Annotated in this window: 13 protein-coding genes and 1 tRNA gene; 4 read left to right on the forward strand and 10 right to left on the reverse strand. The window is 36.8% G+C overall.

All coding sequences use genetic code 11. The annotated features are described in order from the left end of the window. Nucleotides 1-27 precede the first annotated feature (27 nt). Complete coding sequence (locus FJ651_RS02790) at nucleotides 28-3,141, reverse strand: TAT-variant-translocated molybdopterin oxidoreductase (RefSeq protein ID WP_140988871.1); 3,114 nt, start codon at nucleotides 3,139-3,141, stop codon at nucleotides 28-30. A 24-nt stretch (nucleotides 3,142-3,165) separates the two neighbouring features. Then, the gene (locus FJ651_RS02795) at nucleotides 3,166-4,455 is read right to left on the reverse strand and encodes a c-type cytochrome (protein ID WP_140988872.1); all 1,290 of its coding nucleotides are present in this window, start codon (nucleotides 4,453-4,455) and stop codon (nucleotides 3,166-3,168) included. 220 nt (nucleotides 4,456-4,675) lie between these two features. Here FJ651_RS02795 and FJ651_RS02800 point away from each other — a divergent pair, with 220 nt between their 5' ends. Beyond that, entirely contained in the window at nucleotides 4,676-5,053 is a 378-nt protein-coding gene (locus FJ651_RS02800) for an SPOR domain-containing protein (protein WP_246085294.1), read from the forward strand. Nucleotides 5,054-5,081: 28 nt separating this feature from the next. Here FJ651_RS02800 and infB read toward each other — a convergent pair whose 3' ends face one another. Genes infB through rimP form a run of 3 tightly spaced genes read right to left on the reverse strand, consistent with a single transcriptional unit; the run spans nucleotide 5,082 to nucleotide 9,554 of the window. After that, a complete protein-coding gene (infB, locus tag FJ651_RS02805; protein ID WP_140988874.1) occupies nucleotides 5,082-7,817 on the reverse strand; it encodes a translation initiation factor IF-2 in 2,736 nt (911 codons plus the stop codon). A 27-nt stretch (nucleotides 7,818-7,844) separates the two neighbouring features. Then, a complete protein-coding gene (nusA, locus tag FJ651_RS02810; RefSeq protein ID WP_140988875.1) occupies nucleotides 7,845-9,077 on the reverse strand; it encodes a transcription termination factor NusA in 1,233 nt (410 codons plus the stop codon). A gap of 12 nt (nucleotides 9,078-9,089) precedes the next feature. Beyond that, a complete protein-coding gene (gene rimP / locus FJ651_RS02815; protein WP_140988876.1) occupies nucleotides 9,090-9,554 on the reverse strand; it encodes a ribosome assembly cofactor RimP in 465 nt (154 codons plus the stop codon). Between the two features lie 150 nt (nucleotides 9,555-9,704). Between rimP and FJ651_RS02820 the strand changes: the two genes are divergently transcribed. Further along, nucleotides 9,705-10,532, forward strand: coding sequence for a universal stress protein (locus FJ651_RS02820; RefSeq protein ID WP_140988877.1), 828 nt, complete (start codon nucleotides 9,705-9,707; stop codon nucleotides 10,530-10,532). Between the two features lie 192 nt (nucleotides 10,533-10,724). On the opposite strand, the gene FJ651_RS02825 is transcribed toward FJ651_RS02820, so the two are convergent. After that, a tRNA-Gln gene (locus tag FJ651_RS02825) sits at nucleotides 10,725-10,797 on the reverse strand. Between the two features lie 145 nt (nucleotides 10,798-10,942). Between FJ651_RS02825 and FJ651_RS02830 the strand changes: the two genes are divergently transcribed. Together FJ651_RS02830 and FJ651_RS02835 are read left to right on the forward strand one after the other, a co-directional pair. Continuing rightward, nucleotides 10,943-14,272, forward strand: coding sequence for a glycosyltransferase family 117 protein (locus FJ651_RS02830; RefSeq protein WP_140988878.1), 3,330 nt, complete (start codon nucleotides 10,943-10,945; stop codon nucleotides 14,270-14,272). Beyond that, complete coding sequence (locus tag FJ651_RS02835; protein WP_140988879.1) at nucleotides 14,272-14,895, forward strand: polysaccharide deacetylase family protein; 624 nt, start codon at nucleotides 14,272-14,274, stop codon at nucleotides 14,893-14,895. The genes FJ651_RS02830 and FJ651_RS02835 overlap by 1 nt, the downstream gene beginning before the upstream one ends. Here FJ651_RS02835 and FJ651_RS02840 read toward each other — a convergent pair. The 4 genes from FJ651_RS02840 to FJ651_RS02855 all read right to left on the reverse strand — a co-directional run bounded on the left by FJ651_RS02840 (nucleotide 14,892) and on the right by FJ651_RS02855 (nucleotide 19,794). After that, nucleotides 14,892-15,188, reverse strand: a complete 297-nt coding sequence (locus FJ651_RS02840) for a thioredoxin family protein (protein ID WP_140988880.1) — start codon at nucleotides 15,186-15,188, stop codon at nucleotides 14,892-14,894. The genes FJ651_RS02835 and FJ651_RS02840 overlap by 4 nt on opposite strands. Nucleotides 15,189-15,325: 137 nt before the next feature. Then, nucleotides 15,326-16,555 (reverse strand): metallophosphoesterase, encoded by a 1,230-nt coding sequence (locus FJ651_RS02845; protein WP_140988881.1) that lies wholly within the window; start codon nucleotides 16,553-16,555, stop codon nucleotides 15,326-15,328. 42 nt (nucleotides 16,556-16,597) lie between these two features. Further along, nucleotides 16,598-19,009: a beta-mannosidase gene (locus tag FJ651_RS02850; protein ID WP_246085295.1), complete on the reverse strand. Its 2,412-nt coding sequence runs from the start codon at nucleotides 19,007-19,009 to the stop codon at nucleotides 16,598-16,600. A gap of 62 nt (nucleotides 19,010-19,071) precedes the next feature. Then, nucleotides 19,072-19,794 carry a copper homeostasis protein CutC gene (locus tag FJ651_RS02855; protein ID WP_140988883.1) on the reverse strand — a complete coding sequence of 241 codons (723 nt, stop codon included), beginning with the start codon at nucleotides 19,792-19,794 and terminating at the stop codon, nucleotides 19,072-19,074. Between the last annotated feature and the right edge of the window lie 3 nt (nucleotides 19,795-19,797).

Raw genomic sequence — 19,797 nt, forward strand, 5'->3', positions numbered from 1 at the left:
TTTATACTGATTAAATCTTTAACTAATTTATACTTCTGTTGTGTTTCTAACTTTAGTGTGATAGAAAACATTTGGTTTTGTACCAACATATTCTAGTAGATGATACATTCTATCATCTTTCTTAAGATCTGCAACTTTGCTCTCCTTATCGTTAATATCCCCAAAAACAATAGCGCCATTGCCGCAAGCCGAAGAGCATGCAGTTTGGAATTCGCCATCTTTTATTACACGACCATCACGCTTGGCATCTAAAATTGTTTTTTGTGTTTTTTGAATACACATAGAACATTTTTCCATGACACCACGTGAACGAACAGTTACATCAGGATTTAAAACCATTCTGCCTAAATCGTCGTTCATGAAATAATCAAACTCATCATTTTGGCTATACAAGAACCAGTTGAAACGTCTCACTTTATAAGGACAGTTGTTGGCACAATATCTGGTACCTACGCAACGGTTGTAAGCCATATGGTTTTGACCTTGACGGCTGTGAACCGTAGCAGCAACCGGACATACAGTTTCGCAAGGCGCGTGATTACAGTGCTGACACATTACAGGCTGGAAAGCTACTTGTGGGTTTTCGGCTGCCACTTCCATTTCTCTAAATTCACTAAGCGAACTTGTCAAACCTGAAATGTTCTCTTTCTTATTCATATCACCTGCAAAAGTATCTTCTGAAGAATAATATCTGTCAATACGCAACCAGTGCATATCTCTACTTCTTCGCATTTCGGTTTTGCCAACAACAGGTACGTTATTTTCTGCATGACAAGCAATAACACAAGCACCACATCCGGTACAAGCATTTAAATCTATTGAAAGATTAAAGTGATGACCAATAGAGCGATCAAACTCATCCCATAAATCTACTTCGGGAGAAGAAACCGGTGTTTCAATATGGTTTAAAGATACCATTGGTGTATGGTTCCAAATTGCCTTATCTTTTGTATTGAAAATTTCAAGCGTCGTTTCTTTGATGATATCACCACCACGACCCATCAAAGTGTTGTGCAATTGCACACAAGCAAACTCATGTTCGCCCGCAGCCTTCTCAATACTTACAGCTTGACTTACTTTAAAGTCTTGATATACTTTATAGGCGTTAACGCCTGTTTTCATTTCTTCTTTTAAACCTTCCGTTCTTCCGTAACCAAAAGAAAGTCCTATTGATCCAATAGCCTGACCGGGTTGGATGATTACAGGCACTTTTTCTATTGTTACCCCATTAACTGTAATGTTAGCATAACTACCGTTAAGGCCACCATTGGCAACATTTCGGTTGATTAATCCGAGTTTATCGGCATCAAATTTTGAAACCGTTATATAGTTATCCCATGAGGTTCTAGTAATTGGATCAGGAAACTCTTGTAACCAAGGGTTATTGGCTTGTTGACCATCGCCTAGACCCGTTTTAGTGTAAAGAGCCAGTTCAAAACCATCAACATTACCAACTGCAGCTACCAGCTTTCTGGCAGCATCTCCAGTGGAAGATGAAGCTTCATTAACCTCTGAAGTTTCAGATGTAGTAACGGTTGAATTTTCTGTTGAATTTTCAGCCACAAAAACACCATCGTGTATTGCATCGCTAAAAGAGGTACCATTTAAAATGGTTTCGCTCCAATGTGCTTTGATGTAGTTATGATAAGTATCGTCTATTCCTAACCAACTCATCAATACTTCTTGAAATTGCTTGGTATTAAATAACGGTCTAATGGTTGGCTGCATCAATGCAAAATGACCCTTTTTCAACTCAACATCACCCCAAGATTCTAGGTAGTGAGGAGCTGCTGCTATATAGGTACATCTATTAGAGGTTTCGTCTTCTTTAAGTGATGACGCAACTGATAAACTAACCTTTTCCAGACCCTCATTAAAATCTGAAGCGTTTGGTAAGGTATAAGATGGATTAACACCACTCATAATAACAGCACCAATCTTACCGGCTTTCATATCATTAACAAGTTGAGCAACTGCTTCGTTGCTACCTTGTCTGGTTTTAATAGTTGTTTTAGGATCGAAAGCTTTACTACCTAAAAACTCATTAAGTTCTAAAACTAAGGTTTGAGCATTAACATCATCAATTCCGGTAACTACAACCGCATTGCTTCCTGCTTTTTTAATTTCGGCTGCGGCATTTTTTACGGTAGTATCTATTTTTTCAGGTAAGCTGCCCGATACAGAGGTTCCTACTACATAACTATAAAGCTTAGCCAAAGCCAATTTTTGCTGACTTGGTGTTAACGGCACACGCTTATCTGCATTAGCGCCCGAAAGCGACATGTTGGATTCAAATTGAATGTGGCGCGACATTTTGCCGTCTTTTGGCACGCGCCCTTGAGAATAAGCACTATCAAATCCACCACCTTGCCAATCTCCCAGAAAATCTGCTCCAACTGAAACAATGGTCATGGCTTTTGAAAAATCGTAATTGGCCAAACCTCTTGTACCATATTTAGCCTGATAGGCGTCTAGTGCAGCTGAATGAGAAATAGCATCGTAGATTACATGCTTCGCAGTAGCATACTTTTCTTTAAATTGACTTACCAGTTTATCAGTTGAAGGACTGGCAAAAGTTTGGGTCAATAACACAATAGCTTTACCTTCAGCATTCAATTTGTCTAATTGAGAGGTTATTTCACTATTGAAATCTTCCCAGGAAATGTCTTGACCGTCTTTTTTTGGACCTTTAACCCTAAGGCTGTCATACAAACCTAATACAGAGGCATTCACTCTGGCATTGGCATGGCCATTGGTTGGTGCTAAACTATTGTTTTCAATTTTGATAGGACGACCTTCGCGTGTTTTAACCAAGACGCTGGCAAAATCATATCCATCGGCAATAGTTGTAGCGTAATAATTGGCGACTCCGGGAATAATTTCTTCGGGTTGTAATACGTAAGGAATAGATTTTATAACCGGTCCTTCACATGCAGCCAATGATGCTGCAGCTGTACTAAAACCAACATATTTAAGGAAGTCACGACGCGTAGTTGCAGAATTTTGTAAACTTTCTTTATTCCCCAAAAACTCATCTGTAGGGATAGGTTCAACAAATTCGTTTTGCTTAAGCGTCTCAACAATTGAACTATTTTGGTCTAGTTCTTCAACACTTTTCCAGTATTTCTTGTTTGATGACATATATATAAGTAATTACTTTTTAAATTAATAATGACACTTACCACACTCTAAACCGCCCATTTGCGCAGCAGTAAGTTCTTCAACACCGTATTTTTTTGAAAGTTCTTCGTGAATCTTAGCATAGTATTCATTGTCCTGAACTTTAACATTGGTTTCTCTGTGGCAATTAATACACCAGCCCATTGTTAAAGGTGAATGCTGGTACATAATTTCCATTTCTTCAACCGGCCCATGACAAGTTTGACATTCAATACCTGCAACCGACACGTGTTGTGAGTGATTAAAGTATGCAAAGTCAGGTAAATTGTGGATACGCACCCATTTTACAGGCTGAGTTTTCCCGGTGTAAGACTGTGTAGCTTCGTCCCAACCAACAGCAGCGTATAATTTTTTGATTTCTCCATCATAGAATTCTTTACTGTATTCCGCAGTGGCGGTAGATTCTGCTACCTCACCAATGGCCTTGTGGCAGTTCATACAAATATTTAATGATGGAATACCTGAGTGTTTACTTACTCTGGCAGATGAGTGACAGTAGTTACAATCAATACCATTATCACCTGCGTGAATTTTATGCGAATAGTGTATTGGTTGTACCGGCATATAGCCTTGGTCAAGACCTACCTGCATAAAATATCCGTAAACATAATAAGCACTTGCCAGTAAAAAGATAATAGAAGTAACCAACACTAAAAACTGGTTTTGAACAAAGGCTTTCCAGATTGGCGTGGTTTTAGTTTCTTCAATTTGCACACCTTTAGCCTCGGCAAATCTATTAAGGGTTTGTCTTACCAAAATTAGCGCCATTGCTAATAAAGCAAATAACACTGCAAGCGCACCTAATATTAATTTTTCTGAAACGCCAGAACCACCAGAATTACCTTCTCCTTCTGTTGCAACAGATGCAACAGCAGGTGCAGGCGGCTCTTGTGCCGTATAAGCTAAAATATTATCGATATCAGTATCAGATAATTGCGGAAATGCATTCATGGCTACCTGATTCCACTCGTTGTAGATTTTGTTCGCGTAGGCATCACCTGATTTGATTAGCGCAGAACTATTTCTAATCCAGCTATACAACCATTGTCTATCCAACCCTTGCTCATCATATAAGCGCTGTTCTACATAACGAAGCGCAGGACCTGTCATAGGTTTGTCCAATCTATGGCAAGCAGCACAATAAGTATTATACAGACCTTTACCTACGTCGGGATCTCCTTCTTGAGCTGTGGCTGAAAAAGAAAAAGTAATTGAAAATAATAACCCGAAAAACAGACTTGAAATAGAAAAGTTGCGGTAGTTTACCTTTTTCATATGTGTTGTTAAATTATCGTCTAATTTTTTGGCACGATTTTTCCACGCAAATATTAAAAAAGTGCCTCTAAAAACTCAGGCAAAAATAAGGTATAAAGTCGATTTTAGAAATTGAAGTTTAACCTTACAATGTAATTTATAAACATTCTAAATAATAAGAAAGTATAAATTTAAGTTATTAAGATATACTTTTGTAAAATTATTTGAAAATATGAAACATATGAACCTAAAAATATCAGCAACCTTACTAGTTTTCATGGGATTAACATCAATAGTGTTTGCTCAAAATCCCACAGTTCGCATTGATCAGGACCCACAAATTGAAAAGTTATTAGATTTTAAAAAAGATATCAGAACTATAGATGCTTTTAAAATTCAAATTTATAGTGGTGATCGGTCAGGAGCGGAACGTGTAAAAAACGACTTTTCCAGTCTTTTTAATGACATCCCTGCTAGTATGGAATTTAACACGCCTAATTATAAAATATGGGTAGGTAATTTTGCGAACAGGCTTGAAGCTGAGCGTGCACTTGTTAAAATTAAAAAAGAATACGCCAATGCTTTTATCTTTAAACCGAAAGTTAATTTGAAATCATAAAAAAAGCGGCAAAAGCCGCTTTTTTTATTTACTTAAGTTTCTTTTTAACTTCAACTTCTCTAAAGGATTCAATGATATCGTTAACCTGAATATCGTTGTAGTTTTTCACTTGCATTCCGCAATCATAACCTTTAGCTACTTCTTTAACGTCATCTTTAAATCTTTTTAAAGATGTTAGTTCACCGGTATACACCACAACGCCATCGCGAATTAATCTAATACTATTGTTACGAATAATTTTTCCGGTTAAAACCATACAACCCGCAATAGTTCCAATTTTAGAAATTTTAAAGGTTTCTCTAATTTCGGCGGTACCTGTAATTTCTTCCTTAAGTTCAGGAGATAGCATACCTTCCATTGCATCCTTCAAATCATTGATAGCATCATATATAATAGAATAGGTTCTGATATCGATTTCTTCACGCTCGGCAATTTGATTGGCATTACCCATTGGTCTTACATTAAAACCAATAATAATTGCATCGGAAGCTGAGGCTAGTAACACATCACTTTCGGTTATGGCACCAACACCTTTATGGATAATATTTACCTGAATTTCTTCGGTAGATAATTTTTGGAAAGAGTCTGTTAATGCCTCAACCGAACCATCCACATCACCTTTCAGAATAATATTAAGTTCTTTAAATTCGCCAAGGGCAATTCTTCGTCCAATTTCATCTAAAGTAATATGTCTTTGTGTTCTAACAGATTGTTCTCTTTGTAATTGTGTACGTTTTGCGGCAATTTGCTTGGCTTCACGTTCATCTTCAAACACATTAAATTTATCCCCTGCTTGAGGCGCTCCATCTAAACCAAGAATTGAAATAGGAGTTGCTGGCCCGGCACTGGTAATTTCTTTACCGCGTTCATCATGCATGGCTTTAACTTTACCACTATGTCTTCCTGCCAATACAAAATCGCCTATTCTAAGTGTTCCGCCTTGCACCAACACTGTTGAAACGTAGCCACGTCCTTTGTCTAAAAAGGCTTCTACAACTGTACCGGTTGCTAATTTATTAGGATTGGCTTTAAGCTCCAGAATTTCGGCTTCTAATAATACCTTTTCTAATAATTCATTTACACCGGTTCCAACTTTTGCTGAAATATCGTGAGATTGAATTTTTCCGCCCCAATCTTCAACCAGCAAATTCATGGCCGCCAACCCTTCTTTTATTTTCTCCGGATTGGCATTTGGTTTATCTATTTTATTGATAGCAAAAACTATTGGTACACCGGCTGCTTGTGCATGTGCAATAGCCTCCTTTGTTTGCGGCATGATGTCATCATCTGCTGCAACCACAATAATGGCCATATCTGTTACTTGTGCACCTCTGGCACGCATGGCAGTAAATGCTTCGTGACCAGGTGTATCAAGGAAGGTGATTTTTTGTCCGTTATCTAAAGTAACACCATAAGCACCAATATGCTGAGTGATACCACCTGACTCTCCGGCGATTACGTTTTCATGTCTGACATAATCGAGTAAAGAGGTTTTACCATGATCTACGTGCCCCATTACAGTAACAATAGGTGCCCTAGGCACAAGGTCTTCTTCTCTATCTTCGTCAACTTGAATAGCGTCTTCTAAATCGGAAGTAATGAACTCTACATCGTATCCAAATTCGTCTGCCACAATTGATAAGGTTTCAGCATCTAAACGCTGATTCATGGTTACCATCATACCCAGAGACATACAAGCCGAAATAATTTGCGTTACAGGAATATTCATCATTGTAGCCACTTCACTTACAGTAACAAACTCTGTTACTTTTAATACTTTAGAGTCGGCTTCTTGCAATTCAATCTCTCTCTCAGACTGCTGTCTGTGGTGATCTCTTTTTTCTCTTCTATATTTGGCAGCCTTTCCTTTGTTTCCTTTTCCTTGAAGCTTTTCGAGGGTTTCTCTAATTTGCTTTTGTACTTCTTCTTCGCTCGGCTCTTCTTTATTTACAGGCGTAAACTTTCCTTTTGGAGCACCTTTTTTATTATTACCCGCATTAAAATTAGGCGCAGACGAATCAACGCCTTTGCTAATTCTTCGGCGTTTTTTCTTATTTTGATTGGTTGACTGACCTTCGGTCTTTGCAGCAGGCTTTTCTTCTTTCTTCTTCTTTGGTTTGTTAAACTGACTTAAGTCAATTTTCTCACCGGTTGTTTTGGGTCCGCTTAGTTTTTGATATTTAGTGGTAAGTGTTTCAGATTCCGGTTCGGTTTCTACCTCAGGCTCTTTTGCTCTTTCTTGAGGTTTTTCTTTGGGTTCCTTAGGTTCTGATTTTTTTACTTCTATAGGCTCTATTGGCTCTTCTTTCTTTGGTTCTTCAACAACAGTTGTCTCGGGTTCTTCAACTACTTTAACCTCAGGCTGATCTTCTTGCTTAGGTTCTTCAACGGGTTGTTTTGGCTCTTCTTTTTTGGGCTCCAAATCAATCTTACCCACTTGTTTTGGCGCAGTTACCTGTGCTTTGGCTTTGATAACTTCTCTCTCCGCTTTCTCTGATTTGGCTTTTTCTTCAATTTCCTTTTCACGAAGTATTCTCAATTCTTCCTTCTCCTTTATTTTGGCTTCGCTAACCTCCTGCGCCTTTTCCTTTTTTGAAGCATCGGTTTGGAACTCGTCTGAGAGCAACTCATAAACGTCCTGAGAAATTTTGGTATTCGGACTTTTTTCAATAGACACTTTCTTGGATTCGAGAAAATCCACTGCTCTATCTATTGAGATATTGAGTTCTCTTAGTACTTTGTTTAATCTAATTGTTTCAGCCATAAACGGTGGTAATATAATTTATTTCTGTTATTCTTCAAATTCTTCTTTAAGAATTCTTATAACATCTAATATGGTTTCTTCTTCTAAATCTGTTCTTTTAACCAAATCATCTACTTCTAACTCAAGAATACTCTTGGCTGTATCTAATCCGGCCTTGCTTAATTCTTCAATAATCCATCCTTCTATTTCGTCAGAGAATTCTCTTAATTCTACATCTTCCTCAGCACCTTCTCTAAACACATCTATTTCGTAGCCGGTTAACTGGCCTGCCAATCTAATGTTATGACCACCTCTACCAATAGCTTTTGAAACTTCTTCAGGTTTTAAAATGACTTCTACGCGTTTGGTATCTTCGTCAATTTTCATTGATGTAACCCTAGCCGGACTTAAAGCTCTTGTTATAAATAGCTGTAAGTTATTAGTGTAGTTAATTACATCGATGTTTTCGTTTCCTAATTCTCTCACAATGCCGTGTATTCTGGAACCTTTCATACCAACACAAGCACCAACGGGATCTATTCTGTCATCATATGAATCAACGGCAACTTTAGCCTTTTCTCCAGGTATTCTCACAACTTTCTTAATGGTAATTAATCCATCAAACACCTCTGGAATTTCTTGTTCAAATAACTTCTCAAGAAACACAGGTGATGTGCGAGACATTATTATCGTGGGTTTGTTGCCTTTAAGATCAACATTTTCTATAATACCTCTTACGTTCTCTCCTTTTCTAAAGAAGTCTGATGGTATTTGTCGGTCTTTTGGAAGAATGATTTCGTTGCCTTCATCATCGAGTAAGATAATGGCTTTGTGACGAATGTGGTGCACCTCAGCCGTATAAATCTCTCCTTCGAGATCTTTAAACTGCTTGTATATGTTTGTATTATCGTGTTCGTGAATTTTAGCAATAAGATTTTGTCTCAGAGCTAATATAGAACGTCTTCCTAAATCGATTAGTTTTACTTCTTCGGCAACATCTTCACCAACTTCAAAGTCTGGCTCAATTTTTTGTGCTTCAGAAAGTTCTATTTCCTGATTTGGGTCTTCAACCTCGCCATCTGCTACTACAATACGATTTCTCCAAATTTCTAAATCGCCCTTGTCAGGGTTAATAATAATATCGAAATTATCGTCATCGCCATATTTTCTCTTTAACGCACTTCGCAATACGTCTTCAAGAATGGCCATTAGCGTTACTCTATCTATTAACTTATCATCTTTAAATTCTGAAAATGATTCAATTAATGCAATATTTTCCATAGTTGCAGCGGATTAAAATTTTAATACAACATTTGCCTTTTCAATATCATCATAGTTAATTTCGGCCTCATTAACTACTGTTACTTTACCTTTACCAACCGGTTTAGGCTCTCTTGTTTTCCATTTTACAATAATACCATCATCTTTAACTTCAAAAAGTTCAGCTTCGATGGCCCCATTGGTTTTAGTTTTCAACTTTAAAGTTCTACCAATGTTTCTCTTATACTGTCGTTTGTTAATAAGATCTGAAGCCGCACCGGCAGAAGAAACTTCAATTGAAAAATCATAAGACTCTCTGTCTAAATTATGCTCAACAGCTCTACTTACATAAACACAATCTTCTACAGATACACCGTTATCACCATCGACAATAACACGAATGGTGTAATCACTCAAAATTTCCAAATCAATAAGGAATAAATCTGAGCGATTTTCGAAACAACTATCGAGAAGTGCTATTACTTTTTCTCTGAACATTTTTAGTATAAAAAGAGGGGACTTTGGTGTCCCCTCAATTTTTTTTTCTCTAACGACGGCGCAAATATACAATTTTTATCTTGATTTTTACAAGTTGAAACCAAGGCTTTTTTTTGTTATATTTAGGAAGTTATAATCAACCATAACAAAATGAAAAAAATACTTGTACCAACCGATTTTTCAGAACAAGCTGAACATGCTTTAAAAGTAGCTGCCGAAATTGCACGCAATCACGAAAGCGATATATATTTACTGCATATGTTAGAACTTCCGCTGCAAGGCGTTGATGCCTATGGCTCTCATAACGAACTACCTGAAGCCATATTTTTTATGAAAATGGCACAAAAACAATTTGATAGTGTATTAAAAAAAGATTTTCTTCAAAATCTCACTGTACATCAAACTATTAAGGCCGATTTGTCATTTTCTGAAATTAAAAATACTTGCGATGAACTCGATATAGACCTCATTGTAATGGGCTCTCATGGCACCAGTGGTTTAAGTGAAGTTTTTATTGGCTCTAATGCCGAAAAGGTTGTTAGAAACTCAAAAGTGCCTGTTTTGGTAATTAAAAATAGTCATGAAAATTTTTTCATAGACAATTTTGTATTTGCATCAGATTTTAAAGACGAAAGCAAAAACGCCTATAAACAAGCGGTGAATTTTGCCAAAAAATTTGATGCCACCATACATTTATTAATGGTAAATACACCAAACAATTTCAGAACTACCCATGATGCAAAAGCCAGAATTAACGAATTCACAAAAGACGAAGTTTACTTCCCGGTATCAGTAAATATCTATAACGATGAAAGTGTTGAACAAGGTATTTTAAATTTCTCTAAAGAAATCAATGCCGATTTAATAGGTATTAGTACGCATGGCAGACAAGGAATTGCGCATTTTTTTAATGGTAGTATTAGTGAAGATATTGTGAACCATGCTACCAGGCCTGTGATTACTTTTAAAATCAAGTAGTTATATCCTGAAATAACCTCAAACTACTGATCTGAATTATATTCTATATTAAAAACAAAAAAACCCAAACACCTAAATGATTGGCATTTTTGTTGGTCTACTAGGGCTTACCTAGACGCTGCTCGGCACAGGCTTCTCGCCTATACCCATATAAAAATAAAATCCCAACCACTTTCATGATTGGGATTTTTGTTGGTCTACTAGGGCTCGAACCTAGACTCTTCTGGACCAAAACCAGACGTGTTGCCAGTTACACCATAGACCAGCTTTATTTGAGGATGCAAATTTATAACAAAGTTTGGTTTGCGCAAAAAAAAGCACGAAAATAATACAAGCAGGTTAACGTTAGTTAATTATTACCCCATGTTTACTTTATAATTACTAAATTCGCCCATCATTATTTCATAATCATGACTTCATTAAAATTTAATAAAATCAATACCATTCTTGGCTGGGTAGTATTTTCTATTGCTCTTATTGTGTACACTTTAACCATAGAACCAACAGTTAGTTTTTGGGATGCAGGCGAATATATCTTAACATCATCTAAACTCCAGGTTGGACATCCACCGGGTGCACCATTCTTTCAAATGTTAGGTGCATTCTTCTCTATTTTTGCGCTAGAACCGTCGCAAATTGGCTTTTTATTAAATATGATGAGTGCGCTTTCAAGCGCTTTTACCATACTATTCATGTTCTGGTCTATTACTTTACTGCTTAAAAAGTTGGTAAATCAAGACCACAACGATTTAGATGGAAAAGCCATAGCCATTCTTGGCAGTGGTTTGGTTGGCAGCTTGGCTTTTACTTTTACAGACACCTTTTGGTTTAATGCCGTAGAAACCGAAGTTTATGCCATGGCAACTTTAATTATGTCTGTAATGTTCTACCTAGGCTTGCGTTGGGAACAAGACATGGATACCGCCAGAGGTAATAAATGGCTTATTTTAATTGCATTTGTAGTTGGATTGTCGTTTGGCGTTCATTTCATGGGTTTACTTACCATTCCTGCTATTGGACTTATTTACTACTTTAAAAACTATAAAACGGTTACCGTACAAGGATTTATTCTGGCCAATGTTATTTCGGTAGCAGTATTGTTATTTGTTTTTAAACTCATGTTTCCTAATATTTTAAGATTTTTTAGTGCTCTCGAAATATTTTTCGTTAACACCATTGGCCTGCCTTTTAATTCGGGAAGTATTATTGCCGGACTAATTTTGGTGGCGTTTTTCTACTTCGGATTAAATTATACCAGAAAAAAAGAATTACCTCATTACAACACCATATTACTTTGCTTAATGTTTGTAATTATAGGAAGTTCATCATGGCTTATGTTGCCAATTAGAGCCAATGCCAACGTGGTTATAAACGAAAACAATCCCGAAAGTGCCCGCGAACTGCTCGCCTATTACAACCTCGAGCAATACCCGGAAACACATCTCTTTTACGGTCCGCAATTCACCGAAATTTACTCTGGGGCAGATAAAAACAAACCCTTTGTTGACGATAAACCCAAATACGAAAAAGACGATGCAGCCGGTAAATACGTAATTGTTAACGACTACAAAAATGCCAAACAAAATTACAATAGCGAACATGCCGTTGTACTGCCAAGAATGTGGAGTGCCGAGCACGCCCAAAACTATATGATGTTTACAGGTTATGTAGATTTTAGAATTAAACCTGAATATCGTTCAGAGCCTGAACTAGTGTCACTGGTAACCGATTTTAGAAGCAGAGTTCGCGCCGGTGAAATTGATTATGACGACTATAACCAATTCTTAAGAACTTATGGCCAGTCTTATTTAGATGTAGATACCCCCAGTTTTGCTTCTAACATTGCCTACATGATTCAATATCAGTTAGGTTATATGTATTGGCGTTATTTTATGTGGAATTTTACGGGACGTCAAAATGATGTTCAAGGTAAATTAGACGACTTTAATGGCAACTGGATTAGCGGCATCAATTTTATTGACGAATGGCACCTTGGAATGTCTCAGGAAAATTTACCCAGCGATGTAAAAAACAACAAAGGCCGAAATACCTACTATTTTCTTCCTTTTTTATTGGGATTACTAGGTATGTTTTTCCTTTTGCAATACGATAAAAAGCGCTTTTGGGTAATGTTGGTATTTTTTCTGTTTACAGGAATTGCCATACAGGTTTATACCAACGTAAGACCATTTGAACCAAGAGAACGCGACTACTCTGTTGTGGGTTCATTTTATGTGTTTGCTATTTGGATTGGCTTTGGCGTATACGCACTTTACGACTTGCTTCAAAGTAAACTCAAAACAAAATTACTGGCACCCGCTGTTACAACTGTTTGCCTAATTGTACCTCTGGTTTTGGCTGTGAATAATTGGGATGATCACGACCGATCCAAACGAAGAACCGCAGAAGCCATGGCGGTTAAATATCTGGAATCTTGCGGACCCAATGCCATTTTATTCACCATAGGCGATAATGACACCTTTCCACTTTGGTATACCCAAGAAATTGAAGATATTAGAACCGATGTTCGAGTGGTAAATACAAGCTTATTTCAAACAGACTGGTATATAGACCAAATGAAACGAAAGGCTTACGAAAGTGATCCAATTCCCTCGCAATTAACGCACGACCAATATAAATACGGTACGCGAGATTATATTATGCGCAGAGAAATAACACAAGACACCTTAGATATAAAAGACTTTATTGAATTTGTTAGCAGTGATAACCCGAGAACAAAACTAAAATATGTACTACAACAATCGGGAGAAGATTTTACAGGATATCCAAGACAAATGCTCAATTCTAATTACTTTCCAACAAGACACGTTAAAGTTCCTGTAAACAAAGAAAATGTTTTAAAAAGCGGATTGGTAAAACCGGAAGATGCCGACAAAATTGAGGACTATCTCTACCTAAAAATTGACGAAAGTGCCCTATACAAAAACAGGTTGCTTATGTTAGACATTGTGGCCAACAACAACTGGGAAAGAGAAATTTGTTTTAGCGGTGGCAGCTTTGGAAACGATGATTATATATGGCTTAAAGATTATCTTCAGTTAGATGGTATGGTCTATAAATTAGTGCCCATAAAAACTCCTGTGAACAGAGCCAACCCATATGATATGGGGCGTGTTAATACCGATTCTATGTACCAAAAGGTGATGTCTTGGGATTGGGGCAACAGCGGTAGCGACGACATTTACCACGATCCGGAAACCCGTAAAAATGGCATTACCTATCGCGGTAATTTGGCAAGACTCATAGAACAACTCATTAACGAAGAAAAGTACGATAAAGCTGAAGCCATAGCCGATTTAGCTATGGAAAAAATGCCCGTAAGACATTTTGAGTATTACACGCTCTTAGAACCTTACATAAGTGCTTATTATGAAGTTGAAAGTGAGGATAAAGCGAGAGCTTTATTTTTAGAAGTTTCTAAAAAATATCAGGAACAACTGTTATATTTCAGTTCATTGCCTATTGATGTTCAAAAAAACAACATTGAAGAAATTTTCTCAAACATCGAGCGCTACCGAAGTTTGGTAGATGTGCTGGTTGTTTATAAAGACACAGATTTTGCTCTTGAGGAATCAAAAAAATTCAACAATCATTTGAAATTATTCGACCATTTTATGGGCCCGGACGAAGAACCCGAAGATGAAACTCCCATTACAGATGAAGGCGAGGCATTTTTAGATTCTTTAATCAAAAGTATTAATGCCCAAAATCAAGAATAATGAAACTGGTACCCGTTAAAACACCAAGCGTGGCAAAACGGTTGTTTCCTTCCTATTTATGGGATGTAAAAACAGACTCGAATACCTTATATTTAACCTTTGATGACGGACCAACACCAGGTGTAACAGAGTTTGTTTTAGAGACATTAGCGACATACGGTGCCAAAGCCACCTTTTTTTGTATAGGTGAAAATGTTTTGAAATATCCCAATATTTATCAAAAAATTCTTAATCATGGGCATGCTGTAGGTAACCATACATATAATCATTTAAACGCCTTTAATTACGATGTTGAAATTTACATGCAGAATGTTAAAAAAGCATCTGGATTGATAAACTCAAAGCTGTTTAGGCCTCCATATGGTAAATTAAAATTACCGCATGGCAAGCAACTTAAACTGGAAGGCTACAACATTGTCATGTGGGATGTCTTGTCGTTTGACTGGGAAGCCTCAGTTTCAAAAGAAGCTTGTTTAAATAACGTCATTTCTAAAGCAAAAAAGGGAAGCATTATAGTATTTCACGACAGTTTAAAGGCAGAAAAAAATATGACTTTTGCGTTACCTAAGTTGCTAAATTATTTCTCAGAAAAAGATTTCACATTCGAAAAAATCGAAATCTAAACGTACTCCTGAATAATTCCTATGAGCGTGTTTGCATCTTGCTCGCCACTATGCCGCCAGCGCATTTCGCCGTTTTTGTAGATTATTAAGGTTGGTAAGCCTTTAACTCTTAAAGCATCTGCCAACTCTTTATTTTTCTCAACATCAATTTTAATCACCTTTGCCTTGTCTCCTAAAGCTGCTGCAACGTCTCTTAGTACGGCGTGCATGGCGGTTGACTGTTCGTTCCATTCTGCAAAAAAATCCAGCAAAACAGGAATATCAACATCAATGAGTTCCCCAAATTTTGACATAACCTTAAGTTTTAAAGTCAATTATACAAACCTACACATTTTTTTTGATATTTATATAATTGTTGTTTAAGATAATAGACCATACTTCTTGTAGTATAAAATTAACGAAAATCCTTGAATAAAGGTAATTTCTTAATTTATAGGGTTGAATTACCCTTTTTCAATTCAATAACAGTAATTTCTGGCCAAATTCCAACCCTACCGGGATATGCCAAATAGCCAAATCCTCTGTTTACATTAATATATTGATTCTTTTCTTTATAAATACCTGCCCAATATTTATAGCGCCAGCTCACCGGACTCCATTTAATCCAGCCCGGAATTTCGATACCAAATTGCATCCCATGGGTATGCCCGCTTAAGGTTAAATGCACATGCATGTCATCGTTTATGATTACTTCTTCCCAATGGCTTGGGTCGTGACTCATTAAAATCTTAAAATCATTTTTATCTAAGCTTTCACTAGCTTTCTTAAAATCTCCAGATTTTTTAAAACCACCTTTCCCCCAATTTTCGACGCCAATTATGGCCAAACGCTGTCCATCCCTTTCTAAATAAGTGCTTTCATTCAACAGCAATTGAAAGCCCATTTCTTTCTGAATTTGCTTTAAGGTTTCTAAATTTTGATTTTTTTCTTCGGCAGAATTCCAATCTACGTAATCGCCATAGTCATGATTTCCTAATACAGAATAAATGCCATCCTTAGCTTGAAGATTAGAAAACATGTCTTTCCATGGCAACATTTCGTCTGCCTTATTATTGACCAAATCTCCTGTAAACAAAATGCAATCAGATTGTTGTCCGTTCACTAAATCAATAGCGTATTTAATTTTATCTGGATTGTCAAAACTCCCCGCATGTATATCGCTTAATTGTGTAAGTTGGTAACCATCGAAAGCCTCAGGTAAATCCTCAAAATGAAGCGTATATTTTAAAACTCTAAAGTTGTATTTACCGCGATACATTCCGTAAAGCAATGAAAACATTGGTATGGCTGCAATGCCAAGTGCAATCTGGCTCACAAACTTACGTCTTGAAGGAATGGTTAAATCCTCCTTTGAAGCAATAAATTTATCGTTAATTCCAATGATGGCTCTTAAAACGTCTTCGCCTAATAACAGCGGAATCACAACCATTTTAAAGGTCATAAAGGTGATTAAAAATCCGAGTGCAAAACTCTTGGTTTGGGTAAGCACCCTACTATCGCTGCCAGCTGTAAATTGATACACAAAATTGCTGAAAACCAACACCGAGACCGCAATAAAAATGATATGAGCCCACCCAAACTTTGTAGCCGTCTTTACAGCTTGAAAGGCATAAAAACTAAAAAACGCATAAATTAAAAAGAAAATTATCCAGCGAACCATAACTAATTTAAATCACACAAAGTTAGCTCTAAAGCCAACCTTTTATCTTATGAAAGTGTTAAACGTTTTAAATTGAATGGCGGCTTCTTCGGCACTGGTTTTAAAGTAAACGGTTTTTACTTCGCCGGACAGTAAATCAAAATAATTATCGCTAAAATGACCTTTTTGAGGACTAAATAGAAATACATTTTTTTGAAGAACTTCGGAAGTGACTTTAATTAAAAAACCTTCACTTACTTTTTTTAAAGACAGATTTACAGTTCCTTGCGGTAAATCAAGATCTTTAGGTTTTACTAGATAAAACAAGGAGGAAGACTCGTTAAAACTAGCTTTTAGAACTGCTTGATATTTCTTTTTATTAAAAATTTCTATGGGTAAAGTTGCATAAATGTTACTCCCGGAAGCTTCAACTTTAATTTCAACGCGTTCTTGCCAAATTATATGTCCTTTAAAATCTATTAATTGAAGTTCTAACAAGCCATCTTGTGGTGATAATTCATCGTTTACTACATAAACATCGACATTGTTGTTGTTTTGTTCAAACGAAATCAAAACATTCTCAAAACTCCGTTTGGCTTGATAATGCAATGCCTTCCAGTCACCAAAAAAATCGATGCTCGACCAACTTACAGCGGGCCAGCAGTCGTTGAGTTGCCAATATAAACTGCCCATATTATAAGGTCTCGAACGCCGATGTGCCTCAATACCTTTGCCGATGCCATAGGCTTGCAACAACTGACTCATATACACGTAATCTTCGTCATTATCAGGCACCGGAAAATCATGTTCCATATATTCTTTAATTCGCTCAAAACCAATTTGATGTTTTTGATGGGTTTTAAACGCAGGTGAATTAATATCGATACTGTCGTTGTCGTTTATAAATTTAATAGTTTCGTAGCTTGGAAACGCCTGAAAGCCAAATTCACTCATAAAACGAGGCACATTCTTTTCCAAACTTTCAAACGGATATCCATCGTGCCAAACCCACCAATCGTGTGCATTGCCTTCGGTTATGTAGCGAATATCACCCCGACCAAATTTTGGAGAAGTTTCCCAATAAGGAACTTCCGATAATTTATTCACGGTATTTGGTAAAATGGTGTCGAAAATTTTTAAATAATTGTTCCAAATCTCTTCTTTTTCAGCTTCACTTCTGCCTTCCTGCCAACCCCAGCGGTGCCAGCCTTCGCTTACTTCATTGTTACCGCACCACAAAGCAATAGAAGTAAAATTTCGCAATCGTTTTAGATTATCGATGGCTTCCTGCTGCACATTTTCAAGGAAAGTATCATCTCCGGGATACATCGCACAGGCAAACATAAAATCCTGCCAAACTAGCAAGCCCTTTTCATCACATTTTTCATAAAACACCTCATTTTCATAAATGCCGCCACCCCAAACCCGAAGCATATTCATATTGGCGGTCACCACATCATTAAGTAATTGCTCATAATGCTGTTCTGTTACTTCACTTTGAAAACTGTTTTGCGGAATGTAATTGGCACCTTTCATAAAAACAGGAACACCGTTTACTTTAAAATAAAAGGACTCGCCCACCTCATCCTTTTCTGCGATATGCTCAATGGTTCGCAGACCTTTTTTAAGTTTTTTTACATCCAATATTTTGTTATTTCGTCTTAAGCGCACTTCCATATCATACAAATGTGGCTCACCCAGGTTGTGTGGCCACCAACGTTGAGGGTTTTCAATAGTAAATGGGATATTCATCACATGTTCTCCAGCTCTAAATACTTGTTTTATTGTCACCTTTAATTCTCCCTCAACAAGAATATCGAGGGTTAATTCTTTTTCTTCATTGAGTGTGATAGCGATTTCGGCCTCAAGTTCTGCAATATTATCGCTTAGTTTAATTTGTTTAAAATAAGTGTCTTCTATTCTAGCTATATTCCAGCTTTCTAAAAAAACCTTGCGCCAAATTCCTGAGGTTATAAATGTTGGCCCCCAATCCCAACCGTATTGAAATTGCGCTTTACGCGAAAAAATACGAAGACCTTCAGGAAGTTCATAATCTAATTTGTCCTTTTCGGCTTCTTCAGAAATACTGGTGGGCTCAAAAACAATTCTTATGTGATTTTCTAATTTAAGAAATGGCTTTACATCTGCCTTCCAAAACCTAAAAGCGTTATTGGTACTTAATACTAAACTGTCATTTATATAAACTGAAGCGCAGGTATCTAAGCCATCAAAGCTTAACATATGATTGGATTTTTGAAGTGTTTTTTCATCAACAAAAAACCTTGTTTGATATTCCCATCCTGTTTCAGAAATCCATTGCAATTGCAACTCATTATCTTTTACAAAAGGATGCGGAATAAGTTTATTTCCATACAAATCAGTATGGACCGAACCGGGAACGGTTGCCGGATACCAAATAGAATCTGTGGTTTTTTTGAATTGCCAACCTTCATGAATTAATTGCTTGGATATCAAATGTTTTGATTGTCTTTCACAACTCAAAATCAAGAGTAGTAATAATACTAATAGCCTATATTTCAATCTAAATTCTTTAAAATTCTACAAATAATTTCGGTGTTAGATTCAAACACTTTATTTTCCTGAAAAAACTTTGTGCTATTCATTGTAACTATTGGGACGGCTGTTTCTTGAACCAAAGTTGTGGCAGAAGCGTGGATTTCAGTAAATCCCTTATCTTTAAACAACTTCACATTATTTTCGTTGATGCCGCCACCCGGCAAAATCTGAATCCGATTATTTGCTTGTTGATGCAGTTGGGTTAACAACTCAATACCTTTTTCTGCAGTAGATGACTGCCCGGATGTCAAAATCCGATGAACACCAATATCAATTAACGTTTCTATCGCTTCTGCTGGGTTTGGCACCCAGTCAAATGCACGATGAAACGTAAATGGTAAAGGCTTGCTTAGTTCAACCAATTCTTTAGTTCTAATAACATCAATAGAATTATCAACATTCAAAACCCCGGAAACAATGCCTGTACAACCCATCTTTTTGCAATTAAGAATGTCTGCTTTTATAATTTCAAATTCGTCTTCGGAATAAGTGAAATTACCACTCCGAGGGCGAATCAAGACAAAAACCGGAATGGCTACTTTCTTTAAAACCTCTTGAATCATTCCAAATGATGGTGTTATACCACCAACGGCTAACTCACTGCATAACTCAACGCGATGTGCTCCGGCTTTTTCAGCATTAATAGCAGATTGGATATTGGCAGCACAAATTTCTAAAGTCATAAT

This window comes from Paucihalobacter ruber, from assembly GCF_006494535.1.
In the GTDB taxonomy this organism is placed as follows: domain Bacteria; phylum Bacteroidota; class Bacteroidia; order Flavobacteriales; family Flavobacteriaceae; genus Paucihalobacter; species Paucihalobacter ruber.

What these genes read in the sequence shown, in the direction of transcription:
- FJ651_RS02845 (WP_140988881.1), bottom strand. Translation starts at nt 16,555, where the DNA reads ATGGTTCGCTGGATAATTTTCTTTTTAATTTATGCGTTTTTTAGTTTT.
- FJ651_RS02820 (WP_140988877.1), top strand. Translation starts at nt 9,705, where the DNA reads ATGAAAAAAATACTTGTACCAACCGATTTTTCAGAACAAGCTGAACAT.
- rimP (WP_140988876.1), bottom strand. Translation starts at nt 9,554, where the DNA reads ATGTTCAGAGAAAAAGTAATAGCACTTCTCGATAGTTGTTTCGAAAAT.
- infB (WP_140988874.1), bottom strand. Translation starts at nt 7,817, where the DNA reads ATGGCTGAAACAATTAGATTAAACAAAGTACTAAGAGAACTCAATATC.
- FJ651_RS02830 (WP_140988878.1), top strand. Translation starts at nt 10,943, where the DNA reads ATGACTTCATTAAAATTTAATAAAATCAATACCATTCTTGGCTGGGTA.
- FJ651_RS02795 (WP_140988872.1), bottom strand. Translation starts at nt 4,455, where the DNA reads ATGAAAAAGGTAAACTACCGCAACTTTTCTATTTCAAGTCTGTTTTTC.
- FJ651_RS02835 (WP_140988879.1), top strand. Translation starts at nt 14,272, where the DNA reads ATGAAACTGGTACCCGTTAAAACACCAAGCGTGGCAAAACGGTTGTTT.
- FJ651_RS02840 (WP_140988880.1), bottom strand. Translation starts at nt 15,188, where the DNA reads ATGTCAAAATTTGGGGAACTCATTGATGTTGATATTCCTGTTTTGCTG.
- FJ651_RS02800 (WP_246085294.1), top strand. Translation starts at nt 4,676, where the DNA reads ATGAACCTAAAAATATCAGCAACCTTACTAGTTTTCATGGGATTAACA.
- FJ651_RS02855 (WP_140988883.1), bottom strand. Translation starts at nt 19,794, where the DNA reads ATGACTTTAGAAATTTGTGCTGCCAATATCCAATCTGCTATTAATGCT.
- FJ651_RS02790 (WP_140988871.1), bottom strand. Translation starts at nt 3,141, where the DNA reads ATGTCATCAAACAAGAAATACTGGAAAAGTGTTGAAGAACTAGACCAA.
- nusA (WP_140988875.1), bottom strand. Translation starts at nt 9,077, where the DNA reads ATGGAAAATATTGCATTAATTGAATCATTTTCAGAATTTAAAGATGAT.